General features: G+C 50.9%; 20 protein-coding genes. 12 read left to right on the top strand and 8 right to left on the bottom strand.

The features are described 5' to 3' along the window. Positions 1 to 24 precede the first annotated feature (24 nt). The gene (locus CO251_RS15440) at positions 25 to 885 is read left to right on the top strand and encodes a carbohydrate ABC transporter permease (RefSeq protein WP_242968639.1); all 861 of its coding nucleotides are present in this window, start codon (positions 25 to 27) and stop codon (positions 883 to 885) included. A gap of 52 nt (positions 886 to 937) precedes the next feature. Here the strand turns inward: CO251_RS15440 and CO251_RS15435 are convergent, their stop codons facing one another. Genes CO251_RS15435 through CO251_RS15420 form a run of 4 tightly spaced genes read right to left on the bottom strand, consistent with a single transcriptional unit; the run spans position 938 to position 4770 of the window. Further along, positions 938 to 2248: an ABC transporter substrate-binding protein gene (locus CO251_RS15435; RefSeq protein WP_103376677.1), complete on the bottom strand. Its 1311-nt coding sequence runs from the start codon at positions 2246 to 2248 to the stop codon at positions 938 to 940. A 31-nt stretch (positions 2249 to 2279) separates the two neighbouring features. Continuing rightward, complete coding sequence (locus CO251_RS15430; protein WP_103376676.1) at positions 2280 to 3107, bottom strand: carbohydrate ABC transporter permease; 828 nt, start codon at positions 3105 to 3107, stop codon at positions 2280 to 2282. Then, entirely contained in the window at positions 3104 to 4045 is a 942-nt protein-coding gene (locus tag CO251_RS15425) for a carbohydrate ABC transporter permease (RefSeq protein ID WP_103376675.1), read from the bottom strand. Before CO251_RS15425 ends, CO251_RS15430 begins: the two co-directional genes overlap by 4 nt. Further along, positions 4039 to 4770: a glycerophosphodiester phosphodiesterase gene (locus CO251_RS15420; RefSeq protein WP_158246387.1), complete on the bottom strand. Its 732-nt coding sequence runs from the start codon at positions 4768 to 4770 to the stop codon at positions 4039 to 4041. Before CO251_RS15420 ends, CO251_RS15425 begins: the two co-directional genes overlap by 7 nt. A 310-nt stretch (positions 4771 to 5080) precedes the next feature. Here CO251_RS15420 and CO251_RS17855 point away from each other — a divergent pair, with 310 nt between their 5' ends. Beyond that, positions 5081 to 5827 (top strand): SEC-C metal-binding domain-containing protein, encoded by a 747-nt coding sequence (locus CO251_RS17855; RefSeq protein ID WP_242968638.1) that lies wholly within the window; start codon positions 5081 to 5083, stop codon positions 5825 to 5827. Next, on the top strand, positions 5797 to 6822 hold the full coding sequence (locus CO251_RS15410) for a hypothetical protein (RefSeq protein WP_103376673.1): 1026 nt from the start codon (positions 5797 to 5799) through the stop codon (positions 6820 to 6822). The genes CO251_RS17855 and CO251_RS15410 overlap by 31 nt, the downstream gene beginning before the upstream one ends. Positions 6823 to 6875: 53 nt before the next feature. On the opposite strand, the gene CO251_RS15405 is transcribed toward CO251_RS15410, so the two are convergent. Beyond that, entirely contained in the window at positions 6876 to 7421 is a 546-nt protein-coding gene (locus CO251_RS15405; protein WP_103376672.1) for a general stress protein, read from the bottom strand. Between the two features lie 239 nt (positions 7422 to 7660). Between CO251_RS15405 and CO251_RS15400 the strand changes: the two genes are divergently transcribed. Both CO251_RS15400 and CO251_RS15395 read left to right on the top strand, forming a co-directional pair. Beyond that, positions 7661 to 8131, top strand: a complete 471-nt coding sequence (locus CO251_RS15400; RefSeq protein ID WP_103376671.1) for an HIT family protein — start codon at positions 7661 to 7663, stop codon at positions 8129 to 8131. 329 nt (positions 8132 to 8460) lie between these two features. Then, the gene (locus CO251_RS15395) at positions 8461 to 9492 is read left to right on the top strand and encodes an NAD(P)-dependent alcohol dehydrogenase (protein WP_103376799.1); all 1032 of its coding nucleotides are present in this window, start codon (positions 8461 to 8463) and stop codon (positions 9490 to 9492) included. Positions 9493 to 9562: 70 nt separating this feature from the next. On the opposite strand, the gene CO251_RS15390 is transcribed toward CO251_RS15395, so the two are convergent. Together CO251_RS15390 and CO251_RS15385 are read right to left on the bottom strand one after the other, a co-directional pair. Then, positions 9563 to 11035 (bottom strand): PQQ-binding-like beta-propeller repeat protein, encoded by a 1473-nt coding sequence (locus CO251_RS15390; protein ID WP_103376670.1) that lies wholly within the window; start codon positions 11033 to 11035, stop codon positions 9563 to 9565. A gap of 529 nt (positions 11036 to 11564) precedes the next feature. Next, entirely contained in the window at positions 11565 to 13469 is a 1905-nt protein-coding gene (locus CO251_RS15385) for a PQQ-binding-like beta-propeller repeat protein (protein WP_103376669.1), read from the bottom strand. Positions 13470 to 13663: 194 nt separating this feature from the next. Between CO251_RS15385 and CO251_RS15380 the strand changes: the two genes are divergently transcribed. After that, positions 13664 to 14551 (top strand): response regulator transcription factor, encoded by an 888-nt coding sequence (locus tag CO251_RS15380; protein WP_242968652.1) that lies wholly within the window; start codon positions 13664 to 13666, stop codon positions 14549 to 14551. 95 nt (positions 14552 to 14646) lie between these two features. After that, positions 14647 to 15216 carry a sulfocyanin-like copper-binding protein gene (locus CO251_RS15375; RefSeq protein WP_103376667.1) on the top strand — a complete coding sequence of 190 codons (570 nt, stop codon included), beginning with the start codon at positions 14647 to 14649 and terminating at the stop codon, positions 15214 to 15216. A 52-nt stretch (positions 15217 to 15268) separates the two neighbouring features. On the opposite strand, the gene CO251_RS15370 is transcribed toward CO251_RS15375, so the two are convergent. Further along, positions 15269 to 16492, bottom strand: a complete 1224-nt coding sequence (locus CO251_RS15370) for an MFS transporter (RefSeq protein ID WP_103376666.1) — start codon at positions 16490 to 16492, stop codon at positions 15269 to 15271. 362 nt (positions 16493 to 16854) lie between these two features. Here CO251_RS15370 and CO251_RS15365 point away from each other — a divergent pair, with 362 nt between their 5' ends. Genes CO251_RS15365 through allB form a run of 5 tightly spaced genes read left to right on the top strand, consistent with a single transcriptional unit; the run spans position 16855 to position 23115 of the window. Then, on the top strand, positions 16855 to 17622 hold the full coding sequence (locus tag CO251_RS15365; RefSeq protein ID WP_103376665.1) for an aspartate/glutamate racemase family protein: 768 nt from the start codon (positions 16855 to 16857) through the stop codon (positions 17620 to 17622). Continuing rightward, complete coding sequence (locus tag CO251_RS15360) at positions 17600 to 18862, top strand: M20 family metallopeptidase (RefSeq protein ID WP_103376664.1); 1263 nt, start codon at positions 17600 to 17602, stop codon at positions 18860 to 18862. The genes CO251_RS15365 and CO251_RS15360 overlap by 23 nt, the downstream gene beginning before the upstream one ends. Further along, positions 18855 to 20087, top strand: a complete 1233-nt coding sequence (locus CO251_RS15355; RefSeq protein ID WP_158246386.1) for a M20 family metallo-hydrolase — start codon at positions 18855 to 18857, stop codon at positions 20085 to 20087. Before CO251_RS15360 ends, CO251_RS15355 begins: the two co-directional genes overlap by 8 nt. A 24-nt stretch (positions 20088 to 20111) precedes the next feature. Then, the gene (locus tag CO251_RS15350) at positions 20112 to 21767 is read left to right on the top strand and encodes a PucR family transcriptional regulator (RefSeq protein WP_158246385.1); all 1656 of its coding nucleotides are present in this window, start codon (positions 20112 to 20114) and stop codon (positions 21765 to 21767) included. Beyond that, positions 21754 to 23115 (top strand): allantoinase AllB, encoded by a 1362-nt coding sequence (allB, locus tag CO251_RS15345; protein WP_103376661.1) that lies wholly within the window; start codon positions 21754 to 21756, stop codon positions 23113 to 23115. Before CO251_RS15350 ends, allB begins: the two co-directional genes overlap by 14 nt. The last annotated feature ends 328 nt before the right edge of the window (positions 23116 to 23443 follow it).

Raw genomic sequence — 23443 nt, 5'->3', positions numbered from 1 at the left:
ATGGTGTTGTAAGAGGAGGCTGGTATGATGGTCGGTTCCCAAACCGAAAAACTTTTAAATCGTATTTCTTACGGAATCTATCTGCTGATTCTTACAGTGGGGGCAATCATCATGTTGATTCCGTTCCTGTGGACGTTGTCGACATCCTTAAAATCTCTCGGCCAAGCCTTGGTCTATCCGCCTCAATGGATTCCTCATCCTCCATTGTGGGATAACTTTGTCAAAACATGGAGTATTGTTCCCATGGGGCATTGGTTTTGGAATAGCATGGTAGTGTCGGTCAGTGTTGTCGTGGGCAATGTTGTTTTGGATTCGATGGGGGGATATGCGCTAGCGCGTATTAATTTTCGAGGGCGATCTGTTGTTTTTTTTGCGATTATTTCTATGCTGATGATTCCATTCCAATCTATTATGTTGCCCGTGTATATTATTCTGCGGGATTTGGGTTTAATTAACAGTTATGCGGGGCTCATTTTGCCGCAGTTGGTTTCCGCCATGGGAGTGTTCCTCATGCGACAAGCCTTTCTTAACGTACCAGGGGAAATTGAAGAATCGGCTATTATTGACGGAGCAAGTCGATTTAGGATTTTTTGGCGCATTGCTTTACCCATGGTCGTTCCTACGCTGTTGACCTTGGCGCTTATGATGTTTATGGGATCGTGGAATAATTTTTTGTTGCCCTTGTTAGTGGCCAACAACGAGACTTTTTGGACGCTGCCTCTAGGTGTCGTCATGTTTCAGCAACAATATTATACGAATTGGCCTTATTTGATGGCGGCGGCTGTCATTGCTACGGTCCCCATTACGATTTTGTTCTTGCTGTTGCAAAAATGGTTTATCCAAGGGATTTCGACCACAGGCTTGAATGATCCAAAAATTATATAAAAAGCGCCAAGGGTGTTGCCCATGGCGCTCGTTCATTGCCCAAGAAGGGGGTCTACTGGCCGGACACTACCGCATTGGTTTGTTGCGCGGCCGTCTTCATGGCCTGGGCCACGGAGGTATTGGTAAAGTACGCCGACTGCATGGCATCTTGGACATATTGGAGCAAGGCCAAGTAGTGAGGGGACTGCGGGGGCTGCTTTTGATACGCTAATTCGGCTAATGCCACCTTATTCTGAGGATGGGTGGCCAAAAACTGCTGATATTTGGCGTTGGATAAGACGGCTTGCTGTACTGGGAGGTATCCTGTGGCCTCAGACCAGGCCATGGTTTGGGCAGGCGCTGTCCACCACTGAATGAAGGTCCATGCTGCACTAGCGACTTGTTTTGAAGAGTTTTTGAAAATCACCGCATCGGCTCCCCCTGGGGGCACGGCTTCGACGGGATCTTTCGGCATCATGGCAGCACCCCATGCAAACTTATTGCCAATTTGTTGGGCGTCATACCCGAGGTCTCCCGACGAATCTTCCATCATCGCCACTTTACCTTGATAGAATGCGGTCATGGTATTGTCCCATCCTTCCGATCCGGGAAAGGCTTCAGCATCGCCTGCATGGATTAGCGCAGCTAGTGCCTTGGTGACCTTTTCGCCAGAAGGGCTGTCGAAAGTGGCCTGGGTTAGGGATTTATTCATAATGTGACCGCCCGCGGACCAAACTTGGGATTCCCATGGCCACCAATTTGCCAGTGGGGCAAATCCGTAAACGCTTTGGCTGCCGTCATGTTGGGTCAACAGTTGGGCATCATGGATGAGCTCAGGCCACGTGGCTGGGGGTTGGGTAATGCCCGCTTTTTTGAACAACGTCTCGTTATAAATGATCAGGGGAACGCTACGGTTGAATGGCACGCCATAAATCGTACCATGAATCGTTGTGGTGACCGCCATCCCGGGCAAGTAGTGAGAGGGCCCGTCAATGGATGAGCGGCTAATGTCCTGATTTAAGGGGGCTAGTGCCCCGGTAGCGGCAAATACCGGCATGGAATGGACTTCAATCTGCGCCACGTCGGGTGGTCGATGGGCGACGATGGCGGCGAGCAATTTCTGTTGTAACGGACCACTGTCGCTATAACTCCCTTCATAGTCGGCTTCGACGTGAATCAAAGGATGGCTGCGATTAAACTCGGCAACCATGGTTTGCACCTGTTGACCCAGTGAGCCCCCAAGACCATACCAGAAGACAACGGTCGTCGGATGCGCGGTGGTGGCTTGTATTGGCTGGGGAGCACTAGCCGTACTAGTGCCACATCCGGCAAGTAGAGCGCTGGAGAGAATAGCAAGGGAAGTGGCTTTTATAAAGGTTGTCATCAGTGTTCTCCTTTTTAAGTAAGGTTGGCGACTATCCGCGGATTCCGTAGTGCATCACGCCGGCTCGCAAATAGCGCTGGGCTAAAGCAAACAAAACCATCATGGGTAAGACCGTCATTAAGACCGCCGCCATCATCAGATTCCATTGCATGAATCCGCTTTGCTGCGCAACAAAATAGGATAGACCTAAAGGCAACACGCGGTAAGCGGCCGTGTTGGTGACAAGTAGCGGCCAGAATAGATATCCGTAATGAAAGACGGTGTTAAGAACCGCTAGGGTGATAACGGCAGGGCGCGTATTAGGCAAAATCAATTGCCACAGAATCGTAAGAGGCGACGCGCCATCCATCATCATGGCTTCTACGAGGGCCCGTGGTACATTTCGAAATGCTTGGTGTAGCCAAAAGATACCAAAGGCGGATGCTGCAAAGGGGAGAATTAAGGCTTGGTAGGTATTGATCCAATTCAATTGACTCAAGATCAAGTAGTCTGGAATGAAGATGGCCTGCACGGGAATCATCATGGCCAGCAAAGTCATTCCCCAGATGATGCGTTTTCCGCGGAATGTCAGAAAAACCAAGGCATACGCCGCTAATGACGAGGTAAGAATTTGCAAAGTCACAATGCCAATAGTCGTGGCGATGGAATTTACGTAATACCTCCCAAAGGGCTGGCTGCGCCACGCGGCGACAAAGTTTTTCAAATTCCATGTAACGGGCCATAGCGTGAGATGCCCCCCAATTAAGGCGTGCATCGGATCAAAAGCCGCAACAACCATCCACCACAAAGGCAGCAACATGATGGCGCTTAATAGAATAAGGGGGACATGCCACAGCCACAGTTTGCGAGGTGCGTTCATGAGCCGTCGCCTCCCCACCGATGCATTCCGCGCCACTGTATTACCGTAATAGCGCCGACCAGCATGACGAACAAGACAGAGGCTGTAGAGGCTTGGCCGACATTAAAAAACTGAAAGCCTTGCTCATAGATGTAATACACTAAGGTGGTTGTTGCCGTGACAGGCCCTCCAGCAGTCATGACATAGATTTGGTCAAAGGCCTGAAAGGTCTGAATAACCACCATGACCCCCGCAAAAACGATCGTGGGCACCAATTGGGGTAAGATGACGTGCCAGAACCGAGGCCAGCTGCCAGCGCCATCCATGGCGGCGGCTTCCGATAGCGCAGGGTTCAACTGCTGTAGCCCGCTTAAGAAGAGCAGCATATAAAACCCGACATATTCCCAGATTGTGACGGCGATGACAGCTATTAACGCCCAATGCACGGAACCTAACCAATTGGGGCCGGTAATGTGCAGATGGCCCAGTAGAATATTGATCAATCCGCTTGATGGCGAAAGCAACCCGCTGAACACAATGCCACTGGCGGCCAAGGGCATAACATAGGGGAGAAAGAAAATCATGCGGTACACATTGCGCCCTCGAAGAGGATAATTGAGGAGCCATGCCAGTCCGAAACTCGCTGGAAGAATGACAATTGCCACGGCTGCTGCATAGATCGCGGTATGTTGCATGGCGTTCCAGAAGTCGAAAGAGGTGAGCACCGATCGATAGTTGGCAACGCCGGCCCAGTGTGGATGAGGTGTCATCAGGTTCCAGTTTGTAAAGCTCAATCCGACAATGGCCACAGTAGGAAGCAAGACGAAGACGCTCAGCCCAAGAAGGGCAGGTGCAAGCATAAGCCAAGGCGTTACTAGCCTTGTGCGATGGGCGTAGCGCACAAGAGCCGATGCGTTGATCCATGGCGTTCTTTCGCGCACGGAGTGTTCTTTCAACATGGGGCCAACCTCGGCACGTAGGGCCAGTGCGGGTCATCCACGAAGAGCGCGGCGGGCCACTGATTTTTTAGTGTGAGAGAGATTTGATCGCTTGAGGTAAATCCCCACAATGCTGCATGGACACGGCTGTCGCCAAGCGCTTGCCATGACTCCCAATCCTGATAGTGCAGATGCACCCACTGGGGAGAGCATGCGGACATGGACTGTTGCCACGTATCGACATCGAAGGGACTAATAGCCAATGCTCGGGGAATATCGGGCATATGGGTGGCTAGCAGTTGCAAAGAGGCGACGTCAAAGGATGAGATCATAATCTGTGAGGTCATCCCCATTTGCTGAAGGGTCTCGATCGTACGCTCCACCAACGTCCTTCTAGTCTCTTTTACGGGCTTAAGTTCCAAACAATACTGGGTGGTCTTGGCGAACAAACGAAACAAATCTTCCAAGCGCAAGAGACTTTCTGTAGATAAGTCGCCGTTGGGCCGCCGAACCCGCGCCAATTGAAGTTCGGACCAACGTTTCGACCGGACCAAGCCGTTTAGGTTCGTGACGCGTTCTAAGTGAGTGTCGTGAAAAAGGACTACCTCGCCATCGGCCGTCAATTGCAGATCGGTTTCAATGCCATTGACTCCTGCGGCAATAGCGGCGGCAAAACCCGCAGCTGTGTTTTCTGGATAACACGAGGGATATCCGCGGTGTCCCCATACCCAGCAATGCTGCGCCACAATGGTATTCTCCTTTCTCATCAGCTTATGTGACGAAGCCAATGTATCAACTGGGCATTAAGACTAGGCGATTAGAGGGTGAAGATTGTGGGAAGATTAGGTTGAGCCCAACCGCACTGCATATGCCCACACACCACCACCTTGTTCTGATGACAACGCATTGCATCGCGTTCCTTAAAGGCCTCTTGAAGGTGTCTCACTATGGGTCATAAACCACATGCCCGGGGGGATTCAGCGGCTCACGGGGTTCCCGTGGCTGCTGAAACGTACACGAGTGGCTTAGTGGGCATGTGCTTGGAGTTTCGGGAAAATGGTCGAGCACAGGCATGATATGATTAATGACAAGATGGGGAAATCATCAACAACAGATCGTCGTGGAGGATGGGCATTGACAACGGGACGCAATGATCCCTGCCCTTGTGGCAGTGGAAAGAAGTATAAGAAGTGTTGTATTGATAAGGATCCTGAACACGTGAAGGGCCAAAGACGTGGGCTTGCCGAATTATTAGATCAAGCTTTGGCCATGGCTGAAAGGGGTCAAATAACCCAATCAATAGACACCGGAGAAGAGATCTGGCAAGTCATCCAGCAACAAAATGTCACCCAGGTGACAGCCGTTCCTGCGCTTCGTAGCAAGCTTCGCGTGTGGCTTTCAGATTATCATGATCTCTTGCATAATGCGATGTATACCGACCGCAAGATGGCGGGGCGTTGCCTAAATTTTATTGACGGCGTTCTTGTCCGGTTTAAAGATTGGGTCTCCGAAGAGGAAGCGTCTTTACGAGCCGCTCGAGGCGATGCGTTATTCCTCATGGGCAATTTCGTTGAGGGGGATGAGGTTTTTGCGGCATTGCACCACCGTTATCCCAATGACCCATGGCCTCTCATTTGGTGGGGCGATCAATATAACCCGGTTTTTCGGTGGGCGCTACCGCAGCCAGATAAAGCTGTTAGTCTCTATCAAAAAGCGCGGGCCATGGATGAAGCGGACGACGGGATACGGCGCCGGTGGGATGACCTCATGGCATGGCGCAGCCAGAATGGAATCGCACCATGATGCATAGGACGGAATCGAGGACTCACCGCGTGGGCATTAGTCGGTGGGTTGGTATGGGATTGGGGCTGGGACTTGCGGGACTGCTTACAGGATGCGGTCAACAGGCCGCGTTGACATCAGCGCCTGCACTTCATGAAGCGCATCCGAGCAATGATAACAAATACTCGGGGGGCGTAAGTGCGAAGATTGTTTTGTCACCGACGCACCTGTTAAAGCCGGCCATTCCTGTAGCCGTTCGCCGTGACGTGCCGAACTTTGTGGCTCAAGGACTCTCGACGGGGCTTCCTCATTTGACAAGTTCTTCTACAGGTGCCGCGCGTCAGATTTTTGGACCTCGGCAGTCTGTGCCCTGGTATTATCAAGGCACCACGACGCGCAATAATCCAGTGCTCCTTATGGTCGATACGATTCGCCACCTGGCTTATCCGTCGCGCTTTAGGGGGATTCGTGAAGATATTCTGCGTGGGGCGGGCACAACATTCAATAGTTCTAATCCTGTCACCATAAACCAAGAGTTGCATGGAAATATTGCCGAGCAAGATCCGGGCTTTCAATCGCTTTATATTCCGACGTTATTCACGGAAACTATGGGTCTTAAGTCTTTCCAACAGAGTGATCCCCATGAAATTGACGTGGTGGCAGTCGGAACGCAATATACCGTGCCGGTCTATTCGGTAAAATCACACGGCCCCGTCCTGTATACGGCATTTCACGCCTATTCCCCTCAACAATCGTTAGCGCCTAAGGTGATGCTGCCTGCAGGCTACCAGTTGCAAGAGGGACCTGGAACGATTTTAGTCGGACAACCAATTTCAGACGTGGTGTTTCGCGATGGGAACTTATGGGCATTAGGAAAGATTCAATGGACAATTATTGAGGCGTTTACGAATCGCGGATGGTTTGTGGTGACCTTTGATGTTAACCCTGTTCCAAAGAACCTTGGGGCTACGGCTGTCCCTTCGTCTCAGGATGTTGAGGCCCATATTCTTCCGTAATGACATGGAAGTGGCAGGAGGGAACTCGCGTTTTGGTCCCTCCTGCGCGTCTTTTATGATGCGGAGTAGATGCTGCTTTCGGTGGCATGGGCTTGGTCAATGATTTTTTTGGCACGAGCCACATCGTCATCCGAGCCATGGACAATCAAAACGAATTTATCCGCTTTGATCGCGCTCTCATAGCGAACGATGCGATCTTTGGGTACGCCGATATTGAATAAAGCGGCGCCCAGCGCGCTGAGCCCTCCGACTACCACACCACCCTCCAATGCTCCCACGACGAGACCGACCAATGGGCCAGCGGCTAAAACGGGCCCAACCCCTGGAATCATGAAAAAACCAGCACCCATTAATAGACCCCAAAACCCTCCCCATAAGGCACCCCAGCTGGCGCCAATGCCTCCCCAGACTTCCATTTTCTTGCCCGTGGTGTAATAGCCAATGGGCTGCTCTTCGCTGTGATAACCTTTGCCAATAATCGAGAGCTTCTTCATATCAAATCCCGCATGTTGCAATTCTTTGACTGCCTGGTCAGCCAATTCGTGGGTATCATAAATACCGATAACTGCAGATTCTGCCTTAGAAGTTTGATCGGCCATTTTCAATTCTCCCTTCGTTTTGCGGGGCGTCTACACATTAAGGATCCGCCCAGTAGTGTCAGCGTATCAATTTCGCGGTGTAACACACAGGGACTCTTGGGCCATTCTTGTCCACCGAATGGTCACATTTTATGGGGATTATGGGCCATGGAGAAGGGGGGGGCGCTTACGCGGCTCATCTCCGGCCTAAAGGCCGACGTATCCGCTGCGCTATATTTTGATGAAAGAGTTGATTATGGATGCACGATGAATGGAAGAAAGACCGATTTGGAGCGATAGAACGCGGGGAGAATCCAATGATTATGGCCCGAATGAAAAGCGGCTATGTGGTCATCGGTGATACGCAGTTCCTGCCGGGTTATTGTGTGTTGTTGGCCTATCCCAAGGTGCATGCGCTCGAAGACCTATTAGTGGCGGACCGCAACCAATACTTAGCGGACATGGCTCTCTTAGGCCAAGCGGTGGCCGATGTGTGCCAGCCTTGGCGCATGAATTACGCGATTTACGGGAACTCCGATGAATTTCTTCATGCTCACGTGATTCCTCGGTACGCATGGGAACCTGAAGAGCGGAGATGGCGTCCGGTGTGGCGATACCCCGCCGAAATGTGGCAAATGCCGATCACACAATATACGGATGCACTCCATGGGGCTATGCGAACGGATATTACGCAGCGATTGGAGGAACTTATGGTGGAAAGTGACCGCTGAGCTATTCTTGTCGGCGTTAGCGTTCTGCGCAAGACATCCGCACCACAATCACTTTAACGGGTTGTGTCGCCTTACACATCACTCCGGTCAGGTCACCCGAAGCCCTCTTAGTTAAACCAAGAGACGGCAACAGCCGATCAATCGCAAAATACGGATACCCTCATTAGTGAAATAGTCTATAATATCCGTAACATTAAGCATTTAGGGCGTGCTTCATATTCCACACCGAAAAACGCCGGCGCCGAGGTGTTCACTCCAAAAGGAAGAGAAGGGGGGGAATTGGCGGGAAGGTCCTGGTTTGAACGTTAGGGTCTTACGCCGTGAAACTGATGAAAGCCGCTCGTATCCATGGATATAACGAACCGATTACGATTGATGATGTCGCAGACCCCCAAATTACAGATTCAACCGATGTCATTATTAAAGTCGGTGGAGCTGGAGTGTGCCGAACGGACCTCCATATTCTTGAAGGGGTATGGAAAGATGCGTTGGCCAATCCTGTCTTGCCCTATACAATTGGACATGAGAATGCAGGATGGGTAGAGCAAGTGGGATCTGGGGTGAAGCATTTGAAACCGGGTGATCCGGTTATTTTGCATCCGTTGATGTCTTGTGGTCTTTGTCCCGCTTGCCGGGCTGGACAGGATATGCATTGCATAGCGGGACGCTTTCCGGGACTTGATGGGACCGATGGCGGTTATGCTGAGTATATGAAAACGTCGGTGCGCGCCGTGGTTCCTTTGTCGCCAGATATTGATCCAGTCGCGTTAGCGCCATTTGCAGATGCCGGTATTACCGCTTACCATGCGGTGAAGAAACTTGTGCCATTGCTCTATCCTGGGAGCTTTGTGGTCGTTATCGGTGTTGGAGGGTTGGGCCATTTTGCTATCCAAATTCTTCGGGCCTTGACGCCGGCTAAGATTATTGCGGTCGACACGCACAAAGCGCGCCTGGCCTTTGCCGAGAGATTGGGCGCGCATTATGGGGTGTTGGCGGGTTCGGATGGGGGGCTAAAAGATGTCGTAGGAATTGCTCCCCGTGGTGCGGATGTTGTCTTCGATTTTGTGGGAGAACATTGCACCCCTGCCGTGGCGCCTTCTATGCTGGCGAAAGGAGGCACCTATTCGGTCATTGGATATGGTGGCCAGGTGTCGACACCAACGCTAGATTTTGTAAATCGGGAAATTAATATCGTAGGTAATTTGGTAGGGACCTACAATGAGTTAGTTGAGCTGATGGAACTGCATCGGCAAGGCCGTGTATCGATTTCTGCACAACAATACCCGTTGGTGGATGCTCCAGATGTTCTCAAGATGTTGGACCGGGGAGAAATTATGGGCAGAGCCGTGTTGGTGCCGTAAAGGTGACAAGCCTGTAGAGGGGTCATGACCGTAGCGCACTTACGGGTACGCTGTGGTCATGACCTTAGTTTTACAGACGTATCTGAGGCACGATTTTTTTCAAGGGAATGGCCATAATCCAATCATAGCTATTGTCAATATACATGGTTCCTCCGGCGATGACGGGATTAACAATGCCGAAACGCCCTCCGACATGGTAGCTGCTTAAAAGATCTCCCGTGCGTGCATTAAAAGCGTTGATGTTCTGCGCCGTCGCAATCCAAATGATACCGTCCGCGTAAGTGGGGGCGCCTCTTCCCGCTCCCGCTGAGAGGACGTTGGGGATTGCGCTGTGCCAAAGAACAGCTCCTGTCTTCGCGTTAATGGCAAATAAGGTGCTTGTGGCGGTATCGGATACATAAATGACGCCGTTGTGGGACGTCGATACGGCTCCCCGATATGCGGCCGGAACCGGGCCTCGGCCCAAGGAGTCTTGCCATACGACGGTGCCAGTTTGGGGATTGATACCGTATACGCCGAAATTGCTGGTTTGTCCGTTGCTGCCTGACTCCATGCGAACCGATTCCGATTCAATTAACATATTGGCTGTTCGGGAATAGGTCGGAGTCGAGTCACCCATGCCGGTCAGGGTAATGCCCGGCACCGTTAATGTCCAAGCCAGTCGGTGTGTGCTTAAATTAATGGCGTTGAGCACGTTGGGTTCGGTCGTTCCTAAAATGGCATAACTTTGGTGGGTTAGGGGATTAGTCCAGATGGTGGTCGAAGACATGCTGTCAAACCCGCCGAGTAAAAGTTTCCACTGGGTTTTGCCCGTTGCAGCGGACAGAGCATAGAAATAGCCATTACCATTGGCAAAATAAAGTGTCCCTCGGTAAAGCGCGGGCGTTGGCATTTGCTCACCGGATAGTGGGTGGAACCAACGCAGTTGGCCGGTCTGGGCATTTAGGGCATAGACGCCACCGTATCCTCCGCCGCGTACGGTGGGTTGTCCAGCAGCAAATGTCATAAGGGCAGGAAAATTAAAAGCCACGTTGCCGGTCCCGGCATAGACCGTATCATGGGCCACCAAAGGATTGGACATGTCGACGTTCAAAGTCCGAAATTTCCATTGCATGTGACCGGTTAAGGCGTTAACAGCATAAATGTAACCCGCACTAGAGGCCGCATAGATATCCCTCCCCCAAGCTGATACCCCGACGCCGTTGCCTAAATTTTGGGTCATGGTAACGGCGGCATTGACCATGCCACCAAAGGCTTGGGTACCAAGGGGTTGGCGGCTAAGCGGTACGGCATCGAATTCCGGTGTTTGCCATTGTACCCCGGTCCTTAAAGGTGTGGGAGCTGTTTTAGAAAGGGCGACGACGGCGTTGTGACCGGGAAACTCGCTATATGAACGCCAAGCCGTGTCGGTGAAATACCCGCTAGGGCCGGGGGAAGCATCGACCGGATGCGAAGATATGAGGCTTGTCGCCATGAGACCGCAACACGCGATGGAAACCATAGCTCCGACCACCAAAGGCTTGTTATTTTTTATTCTGGGCAATATTGCCCCTCCTTTGCAAAGTATAATCTACAGCATGTAAATCTAGACCATTATATGGAAGGAAGGACGAACAAGTCAACGGATTATTTAGAATATTTAGGTAAAATAATGCTTAAATCAAGTTAAGGGTTATAGGATTTAAAGCTTAGATGGTTTTAAATGCCTGTCGCTAGATTAAACGGAGATAGAAATGGGCCAAGACCTATAGGGTGATGCAGTCATTCCGAGATTCTGGGTCGGACTCTTTGGTGATTTAGATAAGCCGGAGCAAAGGACATCGTGTGAGCTATTGTTTAGACAAATCGAGATTAAAGCGGTTTCCTTTTTTACACAATGCGAAATGATTCTTTTGCAAAAGGTACCACCTAGAAAAACGTAGGCAGTAATACGTGGAGTTGGCGGCATGTATGAGATGGGCGCGTTCACAGAGCCGGTCGGGTGCAAACTTAATCGTTTCCATTACAAAAGAAGAGGCCATATGAAGGGAGCTGTCCCTGCTTGGGACAGCTCCCTTCATAGTCACCAAGATTTAAGGCTGTAGCACGACACTTGGATCAATTGTTTTTAAAGGAATGGCTTGAACCCAGTCGTAGGAATTATCGACATACATGGTGCCGCCCACAATCACGGGATTTACAATGCCAAATCGACCTCCAGGGGTATAGTGGCCGAGTTCTTGCCCCGTGTAAGGGTTTAGGGCATAGATCTGCGGGCCTGCTGCTACCCAGAGAACCCCATCGGCGATGACGGCGTTGCCGCGTCCAGCGCCTGCTGGTCCTGCGCCTACAAAGGGAAAGGTCCATAAAATAGATCCGGTTGATTCATTTAAGGCGTAAAAGGTAGAAGTGACGGGGGAGCCCACATAGACAATGCCATCGTGTACCATGCTGACCCCAGCTTTATAAGCTGGTGGAGCGCTGCCTACACCCAGGTTGGTCGACCATAAGACGGATCCGTTTGTAGCATTCATGGCATAAACGGCCAAATTAGTAGTTCCGAGAGTTTTGTCGAAGTTGACCACGGAATCTTGTATAACAAGATTGTGCGTTTCATCGACGGTGGGCGAATTGTCGCCCATGCCGGTATTAAAGATGTTGAGAGCTGTTTTTTGAGTCCAAAGGATTTGCCCGGTGGTAGCATTGACCGCCACGACATGATTGCTATCAGACGTTCCCACGATAATTTCGGTTTGGTGGGTGGTGGGATTGACATAGACGTTGGGGCTCGACATGCTGTCGAATCCGCCTAGAGCCGTCTTCCACTCCAATTGTCCCGTGTTGGCGTTCAGTGCCCACAAATTGCCGCCGCCCGTTGGTTCGTAGATCGTTTGGCCTACAATAACGGGGGAGGGCATGGCGTTTCCGTGGAAATCTTGCCGCCACACGAGTCGGCCGGTGTAGCGATTAAAGGCATAAAGCGCAGAATACATGAGCCCGCGAACTAATGAGGCTTGTCCACCCGATAATTCGTATTTTAGGACTTGGGAGAATGGAAATCCGGTATCGCCGGCTGTGACATAGACCATATTGCCTTGGACGATCGGATTACCCATCAGATTGTTGACCAAGGGACCCGTTTGCCATAATAAAGCTCCTGTGCGGGCGTTTAAGGCGTATAAGTGATAATCGTCAGACTCCGCATAAATAATGCCGCCAACCGCCGTAACCCCTACGGCGTTGCCGAGGTTTTGGGTCATTTTGACTGGGGCACCACGTGCGCCTAAATTGGCGAGGTCAGGAAAGGAAGCGTTCAGGGGTACAGCAGAATCTTCGGCAAAATTCCATTGAACTCCCGTCTGTTCCCATTTCGGGCTTGTGGCGGGTACGGGGAAGTCTGCGTTATGAGATGGAGAGCCTGCGTATACGTCCCATGATTGGGCAAACCCCGGTAATTGAGCGGCGTTTGGAATGGGAGGAGCGACGATGTGGATAAGCTTTTGAATCAGGAACGAACCGTGCCCTGAGATTCTCACCACGGGATAGCCTTGAGCTCTAAGTGTTTGCTCAAGGCTCGCGCTGATGGCGGACGTATTGCCAACGATAGTGACGGTGGGTTTTCCGGCTGGTGGTTGATACGGCTGGACGGTTCCGGTTGGCGATACTTGAGGAACCGTCATTAAACTCAAGGCATGAGCGGTGGCTTGTCCTAGGTCAACCGCATTCTCCGTTAACAATAACGCAGCTCCTATTTTTGTGGCGAGGCCTTGCGCGGCAACCACGGTTTGTGCCTGGGATGGCAACGACGAGCACAAAATCACATTGTTAGTCCCGCTAGGGAAAAGACGGAGGGCCATTGTCGCTGCTGTGGCAGAAGGTGAAGCCGATGATGTCGGATGAAGAGTCGTGTGATGCGTCATAGCTAAGACGGACGCGGGCAAAAAGCCTAGGGCGCCAATACTCAGAGTGCTGAGTGTGGCGCGAATGATTTTTTTCATAAGAAGGCTCCTTTCTTTGCGAAATGCAATGTCAGTATGGAGCCATAGGATTCTTATAATCTATTGGATTAGTTCTTATTTTTAGACTAATAAGGGCAGTGGCAATATTGAATTCACGAGGCAGATTTTGGATAATGAGAGCGATGTTGGAGGCTCTAGGTGTAGAGAGAATTTAAGGAGGTGAAAATGTGCCGATGACTTTATGGGCTCCAAGACAATTTGTTGCAGTGGCTCGTTATATTCTCCCCATCTTGTGTTTGGCGGAAATTCTGACGGGAGTGCGCAACGTTCAGCCAGCCTTTGTTATTGGCGGCGCAGCAGCCTTGGATGTTACCTTATGTTGCACGTCTTATGCATCTAAGCAATGGCAATGTACGGCGAGTTGGCGTGATTGCCTCTACGCCATAGGATTCTACGTGGTCTATTTAACAAATTCCCATGTGCCGGCGATGTTGCTTGCCGCTATCCCCGTCATGGAACTGAGTTATATGGGGACGAAAACTCTCGTGCATAAAGTGTTTGGTGTCAGTGTGGGATTGGTTGGTGTGCGCATCTGGACGTTGCATCGCATGGTGGGGTGGTTTCCCCATCCAGCCTGGCCCCTGTTTATTGTTTTAGTGGTGGCGATGTCTGCGGTTCTAGGACGGATGTTGCGGTATGTTGCGCTGCCTGAAGACATTATGCGTTCGCGGCAACGAGATGTTCGAGCCGCTGTTGCTACGTTAATTCACGAAACGGTGGTCCATGGGGTTGGGGAGCCCTGGAGGAATAGCTCGTTGGAAGAGCTCTTAGGTCAAATGCCCGAACGCTTTGAACCGGGCCAATGCGCAGGACTTGCCCAAGCGCTGGCCAATGTGCTTCGCACTTCAGGCACGGCGCTGCCGTCTGTGCTATTGACGCCCAGGGAGCACGAAGTCATACGGTTGATGGCAGACGGCCACCCCTACCGTGTGATAGCGCACATGCTAAAAATTAGCGAAGGGACTGCTCGGGCTCATGCGGCAAGTATTTTGCGCAAAGCTGGAGCCCATAGTCGTGAAGAAGCTCTCCAGTGGGCCCATCAACACCATCTCTTGCCTTAGTACTGTGGGTGGGGCCTGATGAGGAAAGCCTTTTAGCGCTCCTGCTCATGGTATACTACATTGTGATTTGATTTTGCCGCGATGAAGAAGGAATAATGATGAGATCTTCTAGAATGGGTAAGGCTTTGGCGGTATTTACAATAGGTTTTTTAGTCCAAGGGTGTGGAATTCAAGGGGGGACGTCGGTATCTTCGGGGCAAACCGGAACGTTGCCCCCTGTCCCTCATAGTCCTAATCCTCATACATTTTTGCAAGACAACCTTAACCATAAAACGGCAACATTGGCTATGGATGCCGATTATAACAACGAAAATGGTGGATTCGATTTTGATGGGTATTCGTTTGGGGAATTGACCATTCGCATGCCGGAGAATTACACGGTGACCGTGAACTTTACCAATGATGGGAACATGCCGCATTCGGTTGGTTTGGTTAAAGCGGGCGCAGAAAATCCTACAGGGCCCATAATCAAGGGTGCTGCTATTCCGCAGGCGGTAGCAGGTCTGCCGCCAGGGAGCACGGCCACATTCTCATTCCGGACTCCTTCTCATCCTGCACATTATGAGTTGGCTTGCTTGGTACCCGGTCATATTGCCGTGGGCATGTACGTGAATTTTGATGTGATATCAGGACCAAAGCCATCCATGGTGGTGGGAAAACCATAAAAATAGAAGCACGCCCCGGGCTCCAAACGCCGGGCGTGCTTCTATTGACGAACTAATCTGTGACGATATTACTGTGATCCACGGGCCGGGTCATCAACGTGAAAATCAAGGACAATACGCTGGTGAGTCCTAGCGTTACGAGACCTGCAGTTTCGAAACCTGCGGGCAGCAGCGCTGCAAAGAGCGGGCCTCCTAATAACGCACCGATGTTAAAAACAAGAAACAGCCAGCCCGTAACACTGCCGGCAATGGAGTCATCCACGGAGTCTTGCCCCATTGTCGCTACTAAATCAACAAAGATTCCCCAACCTGCCCCAAAAATAAAGGTGAGAATAAGAAGAAGAGGAATACTGTTGCCGACGCTAAACATGCCTAAGCATCCGATGGCGATGAGTAGGGCCGCGAATGACACAATGCGTTTTCGCCCCAGCTTGTCGGCCAAATAGCCAATGGGAAAGGCGCAGATGAACCCACCAAGTCCGCTCATGGAAACAATTTCAGCGCTGTGTGCAGAGGACAAGGCAATGGCTTTAAGCAAATACTCGGCATAGTAACCAAGAAATCCAAATAGGGCGATCCCAAAGAGAAAGATAGCGAAAGACAACACAACCACATTGCGGTGGAATAGGCCAGAAAATCCTACCTGGCGTTTTTCGAGTTTCTTATAAGTCTTGGGAATGATGAGGTAAAACAACAGAAGCGAGATAACGGCAGCAATGCCGGATAAAATAAAGGGAGTACGGTAATGCGGTAAGAAAGGATTCATGAGATAGGGACCGACAAAAAGTCCCAGCCCAAAGACCACCGCAAATGCGGAGACGGCACGTCCTCGGGTTTCAAAGAAGATATCGCCCAACAATGCCACGATAGCGGGTTGAAAAATGCCGACGCCAATGCCTACCCCTAGGCGGGCGATAAATAAGCCCGTGGGACTGGTAACATATCCGGTCCACACGGTAAAGAAGGCAAAGATGACGACCGATGTCATAATGGTGTATTTGACAGAATAACGGTCAAATAAGTAGCCGCCAACTAAGCTAAACACTGCCACGCCAAACGCATAACCGGTAGACACTTCACCTAATAACGCTACAGTGCCATGCACGTTGTGAACGACAAAGGGCGAGCCAAACGTATATAGATTGGTATCAAACCCTTCAAGAAACGCGGGAATAGCAGAAATGATGACGATGAGTACGAACATCGCTGTACTACGTCTGGCCACGGACCTGACAGTAACTTCGCTCGCCGGTTGAGGGCGGGGATTGGTGGACATAAAGTGCCTCCTTATTCGAATATATAGGGCACCCGATTGGGGCCAAGAGAATGAGTTTGATGGCAACGATGTTGTATTTCACGAGTGCGTGTTTGAGATGGGGTTAAATATCAATAGGTGCGAGAAAAGAGTCTTGCACTTACATGATAATCTACCACATATTGGTCTAAAATATCACCATTTTTTGGATTGGTCCGAAATGTTTTGTCAAAAATGCCAGTAATCAACGCAAATAGGTTATGTGTATTCCCAAGATACGTATGAGGTCGTGGGATGTTTGTCTCGACGTTGTCAGGGGACTGGTAAAGACCCTGCAATGGTATTTGTCACGAATGGCCCCAAAAGCTTTGTAGGATATAACAATGCTTGGCGCCTACGACACGATCACAATATTAACGGGTGGTCTTGTCGTGGGCGCATGGCGTCAGGCGCTGATTGTGGGAAAGAAAGGGGCAAGTTGCGTGCGAGTTCTTGTTATTAATCCAAATACGCAGGTGGAATTATCTTACGCATTGGCCGAGACGGTCCGCAACAAGCTGCCAGAGGCGGAAATCGTGGCTTTTTGTCCGACAAGGGGCCCGCTTTCTATTGAATCTGAACGGGATGCGTGGGAGAGTGCTTGGTATTGTATGGAGGAATTAGGCGAACTGCCTGCGGAAATGGATGCCGTTATTGTCGCGTGTTATAGTGACCATCCATTAATTCCGGTCTTGCGGGACCGATTGGTCCATAAACCTGTTATTGGCATTTTGCAAGCATCATTATGGGCTTCAGCAAATGCTGGAATTCCCCCCTTAATTGTAACAAGTGGTGATTCATGGATTCCTGTGTTGTCTAATTATTTATCCCAGCGGCAGCAGGAGGGCATTGTCCGGGCTGTCCATGCATCGGCGGCCGACCTCTTTGCGAATTCCTCTGCGACTATTGATGCGATTCGGACAGAATTGGTGGATGCGGATCCCTCTACGCCGTATGCTCTGTGTTTAGGATGTGCGGCGATGACGGGGCTGACATCTCATATCACGCCGCATTGGTCCTATCCGGTTATAGATGGGGTAGAGGCGGCGGCGGACTGGATAAAAAATTGGTGTGAGGAGCGAGTGTGCGATGGGGATAAGCGGCTTCGCTGAGATGCAAAGGCTTCAAGATCACGTTATGAGAGAATTTATTGAAGATTTTCGCGGTCTATTGCAGGTGCGTTGTGAAAACCCTGGGGCGGATATGACGTTGGCCGCTGAATATGTAGCGGCAGTCGCCGAGCGATTAGGGTATACCGTTAGAATCGATCATGTGCCAGACAGTTTAGCGCACCAGCACCATGTGAGGAAAGCGGTGAATGTTTTAGCCCGAATCGGTCCAGACGCCGATCAGGCCGTGATTCTTAATGCGCATTTTGATACAACGCCTCCCGGGGAGGGCTGGAGTGTCGACCCCTACAGCGGCCACCTGAAAGATGAGGTGATCTATGGCCGGGGTGCTGCTGTGTCAAAATCCGACGTCATGGGATATTTGTATGCGGTATATATGGCATATCAGATGGTAAGGCCTTCATTTCCTGTGTTTGTCATGCTCACTGGCGATGAGGAAACAGGGGGATACCTTGGTCCCCAGCGCCTGTTGGCACTTGGCTCATGGCCTGCCCACACGGTGGCCATTTGCCCCGGTAGTGCTGATGTGGTAGTGGATCGACACGGAGGGGCTCTTTTGTGGACCATTGTGCTTAGGGGGCGGTCGCGGCATGCCGCTGTCAGTGAACGCGGCGGCGACAGTGTGAAAGCCGGGGCGGAACTGATTACCGAGTTCTATCAATATCGCGATGCGGATGCTGTGCGCCGTGGTGGATGGCTAACCTGTGGCATAGCTAGGGGAGGCGTAGCAGCCAATATGGTAGCGGGGTCTTTTGAAATTCACATTGACCGCCGAGTTAATCCGCGTGAGCAATTAAGTGCCGTGCGTCAGGAGTTGCAGGCGGTCTTAGACGGCTGGGCAAAGCGGCATCGCGATATTCAGTGGCATGTCGAGGAGGTTGTTGCGGCTGAGCCTATGAATGGAGAAAACAATCACACATGGGCAAAGTGGTTTGCAGACCATGCCGCAGGTGTACTGAAGCAGCCTATTCCCCTTGGGGCATCGCCGTTATTTACCGATGCACGCCATTTTGATCAAGCACAGATTCCGACTATTTGTTATGGGGCGGGGCAAGCCAATCTTTTCGAAATGGGGGCGCATGGCCCTGATGAACACATTGCCATGGCCGATTCATCTCGGGCCATGTTGGTACTTTCAACCGTCGTGGCGACGTTGTGGCGTAAAGGTCCTACGAGTCTTGTTGATCTAGCTTTGACCGCGAAAGGTGATGAGCATGATTGATCTCAATCCATACAGAAGAATAGAAGACGATTTACAACAGTTAGCCCAATACACGGAAGAACCGACGCGAAAAGGGGTTACAAGGCGCCTGTATTCCCCTCAATGGGCAGCGGCACAGAGACACCTTGTGCAGTTAATGCGCGGGGAAGGATTAAATCCCTGGGTTGACGCGGTAGGCAATGTACATGGGCGGATTGAGGGCCGTTCTCGCCATACGATTCTTACGGGATCGCATTTCGATACCGTTCGGGGTGGTGGCGCTTATGACGGAGTGTACGGCGTCGTGGCGGGAATTTTCGCCTTATCACAAATTAAGAAGCGGTGTAGAGTGCCTGAAAAATCTTTAGAAGTGGTAGCGTTTTGTGAAGAAGAAGGAAGCCGCTTTCCCATGACATGTTTGGGCAGTCGAGCCATCTTGGGCGCTTGGCAGCCGGAAGAAGTGGCGCGTCTTGTGGATGATCAAGGGACGAGCTTGTTCGAAGCCATGCAGATGAATGGCCTCGATTGGCGATCTATGGGAGAAGCAAATCGTTCGGATTATGAAGCCTATATTGAGCTTCATGTGGAGCAGGGTCCAGAATTAGAAGATGCCCAGTGTGCCATCGGCGTGGTTTCTGAAATTTTTGGCCAAGAACGATGGCTTGTCAGCGTAAGGGGTGACAGTGCTCATGCGGGGACGACGCCGTTGGCACGTCGTCAAGATGCTTTGGTCGCGGCCAGTGCAATGGTTTTGGCCATCAATACCTTGGGGTATCGCTATGAACCGATTGGTATAGCCACTGTGGGGATATTGGAAGTCATTCACGGGTCGATCAACTGTGTTCCTGGTCATGTGCAATTTTCGGTCGATTTTCGAGCTGCCCAAGATTCCGTGCGTCAAAGACTGGCGGATGAAATCCGCCATGCCATAGAAGATGAGGCAAAAAGGTATGGTGTGCGCGTGAATATTTCCCCGAAAACCGTGGCCCAAGCCGTACCAATGCACGAGTCCTTGCGGAACACGATTAGTGAACGTGCCCGCGCCATCGGGCTTTCTCAAATGCCAATAGCTAGCCGGGCAGGTCATGATGCGCAAATTATTGCGCAAGCCTTGCCAACTGCGATGATCTTTGTGCCGAGTGCCCAAGGTCTTAGCCATCATCCTGACGAATATACGCATCGTCAGCATTTAATGAATGGCAGTGTTGTTCTCGAATCCACGTTGGAGAAACTGGCAAATGGCTAGGTAAGGGACGAGGGAGGAATGCCTGTGCCGCTGACGATCGCTCGCCTGATGAAAACGCCGATTCTAAAAGAAGCGCGCTTAGTGGCCGGATATGATGGGATTAACCGCATGGCCGACTCTGTCAACATGATGGATGCACCGGATATTGTGGAATGGATTCGTCCCCAGCAAATTCTGATTACGACCCTTTACAGTGTTAAAGACGATAGGTCGGTCCTTAATACGCTCATTCCTCAACTAGCGGAAAGAGGATGTGCGGCATTAGGTATTAAACCTCAACGGTATTTGGAGCGCGTTCCTGCTGAACTCTACGATCAAGCGAATCAATGGGGTTTGCCTATTATTGAGCTGCCTCAGCAATTGCCATTGGGAATAATCTCTCACGAGATTACTCGTGCGTTACTGAGGCGCGACGACGTGGACTGGAATGATGACACGCAAGAGAAAGTCTTTTTAGAAATGACGGATATCGCGTTAAGAGGGCATCAGGGATGGGAGATGGTGGCTCAACATCTTAGCCAGCTGTGGCATGCTTCGGTTGGATTATTAGATAATACCCGTGCTATTCGCGCCGTGGCCGCAAGAGGCATAAATAATGCTCTTTTTGAAATGGTTGCACAGCAATTGCGCGACAGAGCTTCTTATGTGCGTGATGGAAGTCCTCAAGGACTTGTAGCTAGTGGGGAAACTGCAGAAGGCTATCCCGTTATTCGGGAAGGTGTATGGTACGGAGAGATTATTCTTGTAAGGCGGCGAAAACCGCTAGGAATGGCGCTGTCGGCGGCGATCCATGCCATTGCCTTATTGAGAGCCAAGCAGTATTGGTCCATGCAGCAATTGTACGTCCAACAACGTCAATGGATTGAGGGTATGACCCGTGAAGGCTCGTTGACACCTGTATCGACATTGACTTCGCCATTTCGGTTCGATCACGTATTGTTCAAGGGTCCTTATGGTGCCATGGTGGTGCATGTGCAAACGGGACCGGGCTTTCAGAGAATGGGTAACCATTGGAATCAACGCGTTTCGCTCTTGGATGAAACGGCTCAATGGCTCCAGATGTTTTTGACCCAGAAGGGTTGGGGACTGATTCTGGCTTCTGACGATGATGAGTTGGTGGGAATCGCTTCGCCTGGTTCTAAGTCGATGGAAGGAGACGATTTCTCGTGGAATTATCGTCAATTAGAAGAGGCCAGCCAGGCTTTGTGGGCTCACTTTCATGTTAAGGTGTCGTTTCATTTAGGACGATTATATCCTTCAGCAAGTCATTTGCCATTGTCTTTGCAAGAAGCCCGCGAGGTCGCAAAGACGCTTACGAATCATGTGATCAACGTCTACCAGGCTCGAAGTCTTCAAGCATTGCTTCGCCAGATTGCCCCCGAAGACCGTGCGCGTTTTGTGACAGAAGTATTTGGGCCCTTGTTAACACTCTCAGAACCGGAACGTGCTGTTTTGCTGGAAACCATGGATATCTTTTTTGAAAACCAAAATCAGGCATCGGAAGCGGCTAAAGCTCTGTATGTCCACCGCAACACGGTGTTGTACCGAATACGTAAGTTGGAAGATTTGCTGCATCGGTCGCTTAGTGATGCCGAAGATCTTTTGACAGTGCGGGTTGCGCTCCTTTTTCTTAAAGAACTGGATTTAAGGGAAGGAGCGCCGCGTCATGACATGTACTAAGATGCGTACGATTTACAATGCCCACATTGTGCTGGAGGACAATGAGATGTGGGGACACGTAACTATTGATCAGGGACGCATCCAAAGGATTGGCCCAGGAAACTTAGCTAAGGGATTAGTTTCCGCAAGTTATGATGCGCGGGGCGCGGTCGTTATGCCGGCCATGATCGATGCGCATGTGCACTTCAATGAACCAGGACGTACTCACTGGGAAGGATTTCATCAGGGGTCTCGTGCGGCTTTGGCTGGCGGGGTTGGTGTTATCTTTGACATGCCATTGAATAGTCTGCCTCCTACCACAACTAGGGAAGCTTTACAGCAAAAATTGGCGGCTGCCCAAGCGCATTGTCGCACCCACTTTGGATTATGGGGTGGGGTAGCGAATAATGGAATAAAGCAATGGCGCGCATTGTGGAACGCGGGCGTCATGGGATTTAAACTTTTTATGGCAGACTCTGGCGTTCCGGAATTTCCTGCGGCTGATGAAGAGACGCTCATAGCGGCTTTGCGTTTTTCGGCGGAGTCGGGTGCCTTGATCGCTGTGCATGCTGAGGACCAATCCGTAATGGATGGTCAACGGCGTTTTCTTGAAAATGGCTGGCGGCGCGAAGATTATTTGCAGGTTCACAACCCAGATAGTGAAATAGCGGCGGTCGACCGACTTTTATACTGGGCAGAGCGTTTGAGGGCTAAAATTCATATTGTTCATGCTTCTTTGGCAGATACAGTGGTGAAAACTTTCAAGGCGAAACAGCGTGGTGTCGATGTTTCAGTAGAGACGTGTCCGCATTACCTGACTTTGACCGATCAGGACTATTTGACAAGGGGAGCACGTTATCAATGCGCCCCGCCGCTGCGCTCTGCCCAAAATGTCGAGGATTTGTGGGACTGTGTGGCGAAGGGCTATGTGGATTGGATCGCGAGTGATCATTCCCCGAGTCCGCCAGGGCTGAAAACGGGGAGCGATGTGTCAAAAATTTGGGGAGGGATATCCGGGATACAATCGAGTGTGGAAGTCCTGTTATCGGAAGGGTGGTTGAAGCGGCAAATCCCATTGCCACGGCTGTCCGCGTTGCTTAGTACCAATGTGGCCAAAAGATTTGGTTTGCAAGACCGGGGGGCTATTCAACGAGGGTATTGGGCGGATTTAGCCATAGTTGATTCTCATTCTGATCACTCTTTGGAGTCTTCAACTATCTACGATGCCCACCGACACAATCCTTATTGTGGGAAAGTATTGCCCGCGAAAATTCAAGCGACTTGGCTTAATGGCCAAATAGCATATGCGCAGGGCGAATGGTATGATTTCACGCCGCAATGGATCCCTGGCCCAGGCGTATTGCTGTGACGCAGGGGCAGTGGATCCTTTGACGCTATCAGGGTATAGATGCTATAGAGATCGCCTGGGATCCGGCGTGTTGCCAAAAATGAAGCGAAAGCCTCGGCGTACGTTTGCAAGACATAGGCTCTTTTGGTTCGTGAAAGCCAAAAGAGCCTTAATAGTATGAGGCAGCATTGCTTGCGTATAAGCGCATGGTGGATTATAAGTTCAATTCTAATTTTGTGTGTTCTGTAAACGCCACTTGGTTTCTGCTCCAAGTGCCTGCGTGCGTTGTGGGTGATCCACGTTGCGAGTGTTAAGGAACTTTTCGCATCAACCTCAGTGCCCCCCCAAG

Source organism: Sulfobacillus sp. hq2 (assembly GCF_002903155.1).
Classification (GTDB): Bacteria; Bacillota; Sulfobacillia; order Sulfobacillales; family Sulfobacillaceae; genus Sulfobacillus; species Sulfobacillus thermotolerans.
Note: the sequence above shows the minus strand (reverse complement) of the source record. Positions and strands in the feature narration are given on the sequence as shown.

What these genes read in the sequence shown, in the direction of transcription:
- CO251_RS15440 (WP_242968639.1), top strand. Translation starts at nt 25, where the DNA reads ATGATGGTCGGTTCCCAAACCGAAAAACTTTTAAATCGTATTTCTTAC.
- CO251_RS15435 (WP_103376677.1), bottom strand. Translation starts at nt 2,248, where the DNA reads ATGACAACCTTTATAAAAGCCACTTCCCTTGCTATTCTCTCCAGCGCT.
- CO251_RS15430 (WP_103376676.1), bottom strand. Translation starts at nt 3,107, where the DNA reads ATGAACGCACCTCGCAAACTGTGGCTGTGGCATGTCCCCCTTATTCTA.
- CO251_RS15425 (WP_103376675.1), bottom strand. Translation starts at nt 4,045, where the DNA reads ATGTTGAAAGAACACTCCGTGCGCGAAAGAACGCCATGGATCAACGCA.
- CO251_RS17855 (WP_242968638.1), top strand. Translation starts at nt 5,081, where the DNA reads ATGGTCGAGCACAGGCATGATATGATTAATGACAAGATGGGGAAATCA.
- CO251_RS15410 (WP_103376673.1), top strand. Translation starts at nt 5,797, where the DNA reads ATGGCGCAGCCAGAATGGAATCGCACCATGATGCATAGGACGGAATCG.
- CO251_RS15405 (WP_103376672.1), bottom strand. Translation starts at nt 7,421, where the DNA reads ATGGCCGATCAAACTTCTAAGGCAGAATCTGCAGTTATCGGTATTTAT.
- CO251_RS15400 (WP_103376671.1), top strand. Translation starts at nt 7,661, where the DNA reads ATGCACGATGAATGGAAGAAAGACCGATTTGGAGCGATAGAACGCGGG.
- CO251_RS15395 (WP_103376799.1), top strand. Translation starts at nt 8,461, where the DNA reads ATGAAAGCCGCTCGTATCCATGGATATAACGAACCGATTACGATTGAT.
- CO251_RS15385 (WP_103376669.1), bottom strand. Translation starts at nt 13,469, where the DNA reads ATGAAAAAAATCATTCGCGCCACACTCAGCACTCTGAGTATTGGCGCC.
- CO251_RS15380 (WP_242968652.1), top strand. Translation starts at nt 13,664, where the DNA reads ATGACTTTATGGGCTCCAAGACAATTTGTTGCAGTGGCTCGTTATATT.
- CO251_RS15375 (WP_103376667.1), top strand. Translation starts at nt 14,647, where the DNA reads ATGATGAGATCTTCTAGAATGGGTAAGGCTTTGGCGGTATTTACAATA.
- CO251_RS15370 (WP_103376666.1), bottom strand. Translation starts at nt 16,492, where the DNA reads ATGTCCACCAATCCCCGCCCTCAACCGGCGAGCGAAGTTACTGTCAGG.
- CO251_RS15365 (WP_103376665.1), top strand. Translation starts at nt 16,855, where the DNA reads ATGCTTGGCGCCTACGACACGATCACAATATTAACGGGTGGTCTTGTC.
- CO251_RS15360 (WP_103376664.1), top strand. Translation starts at nt 17,600, where the DNA reads ATGGGGATAAGCGGCTTCGCTGAGATGCAAAGGCTTCAAGATCACGTT.
- CO251_RS15355 (WP_158246386.1), top strand. Translation starts at nt 18,855, where the DNA reads ATGATTGATCTCAATCCATACAGAAGAATAGAAGACGATTTACAACAG.
- allB (WP_103376661.1), top strand. Translation starts at nt 21,754, where the DNA reads ATGACATGTACTAAGATGCGTACGATTTACAATGCCCACATTGTGCTG.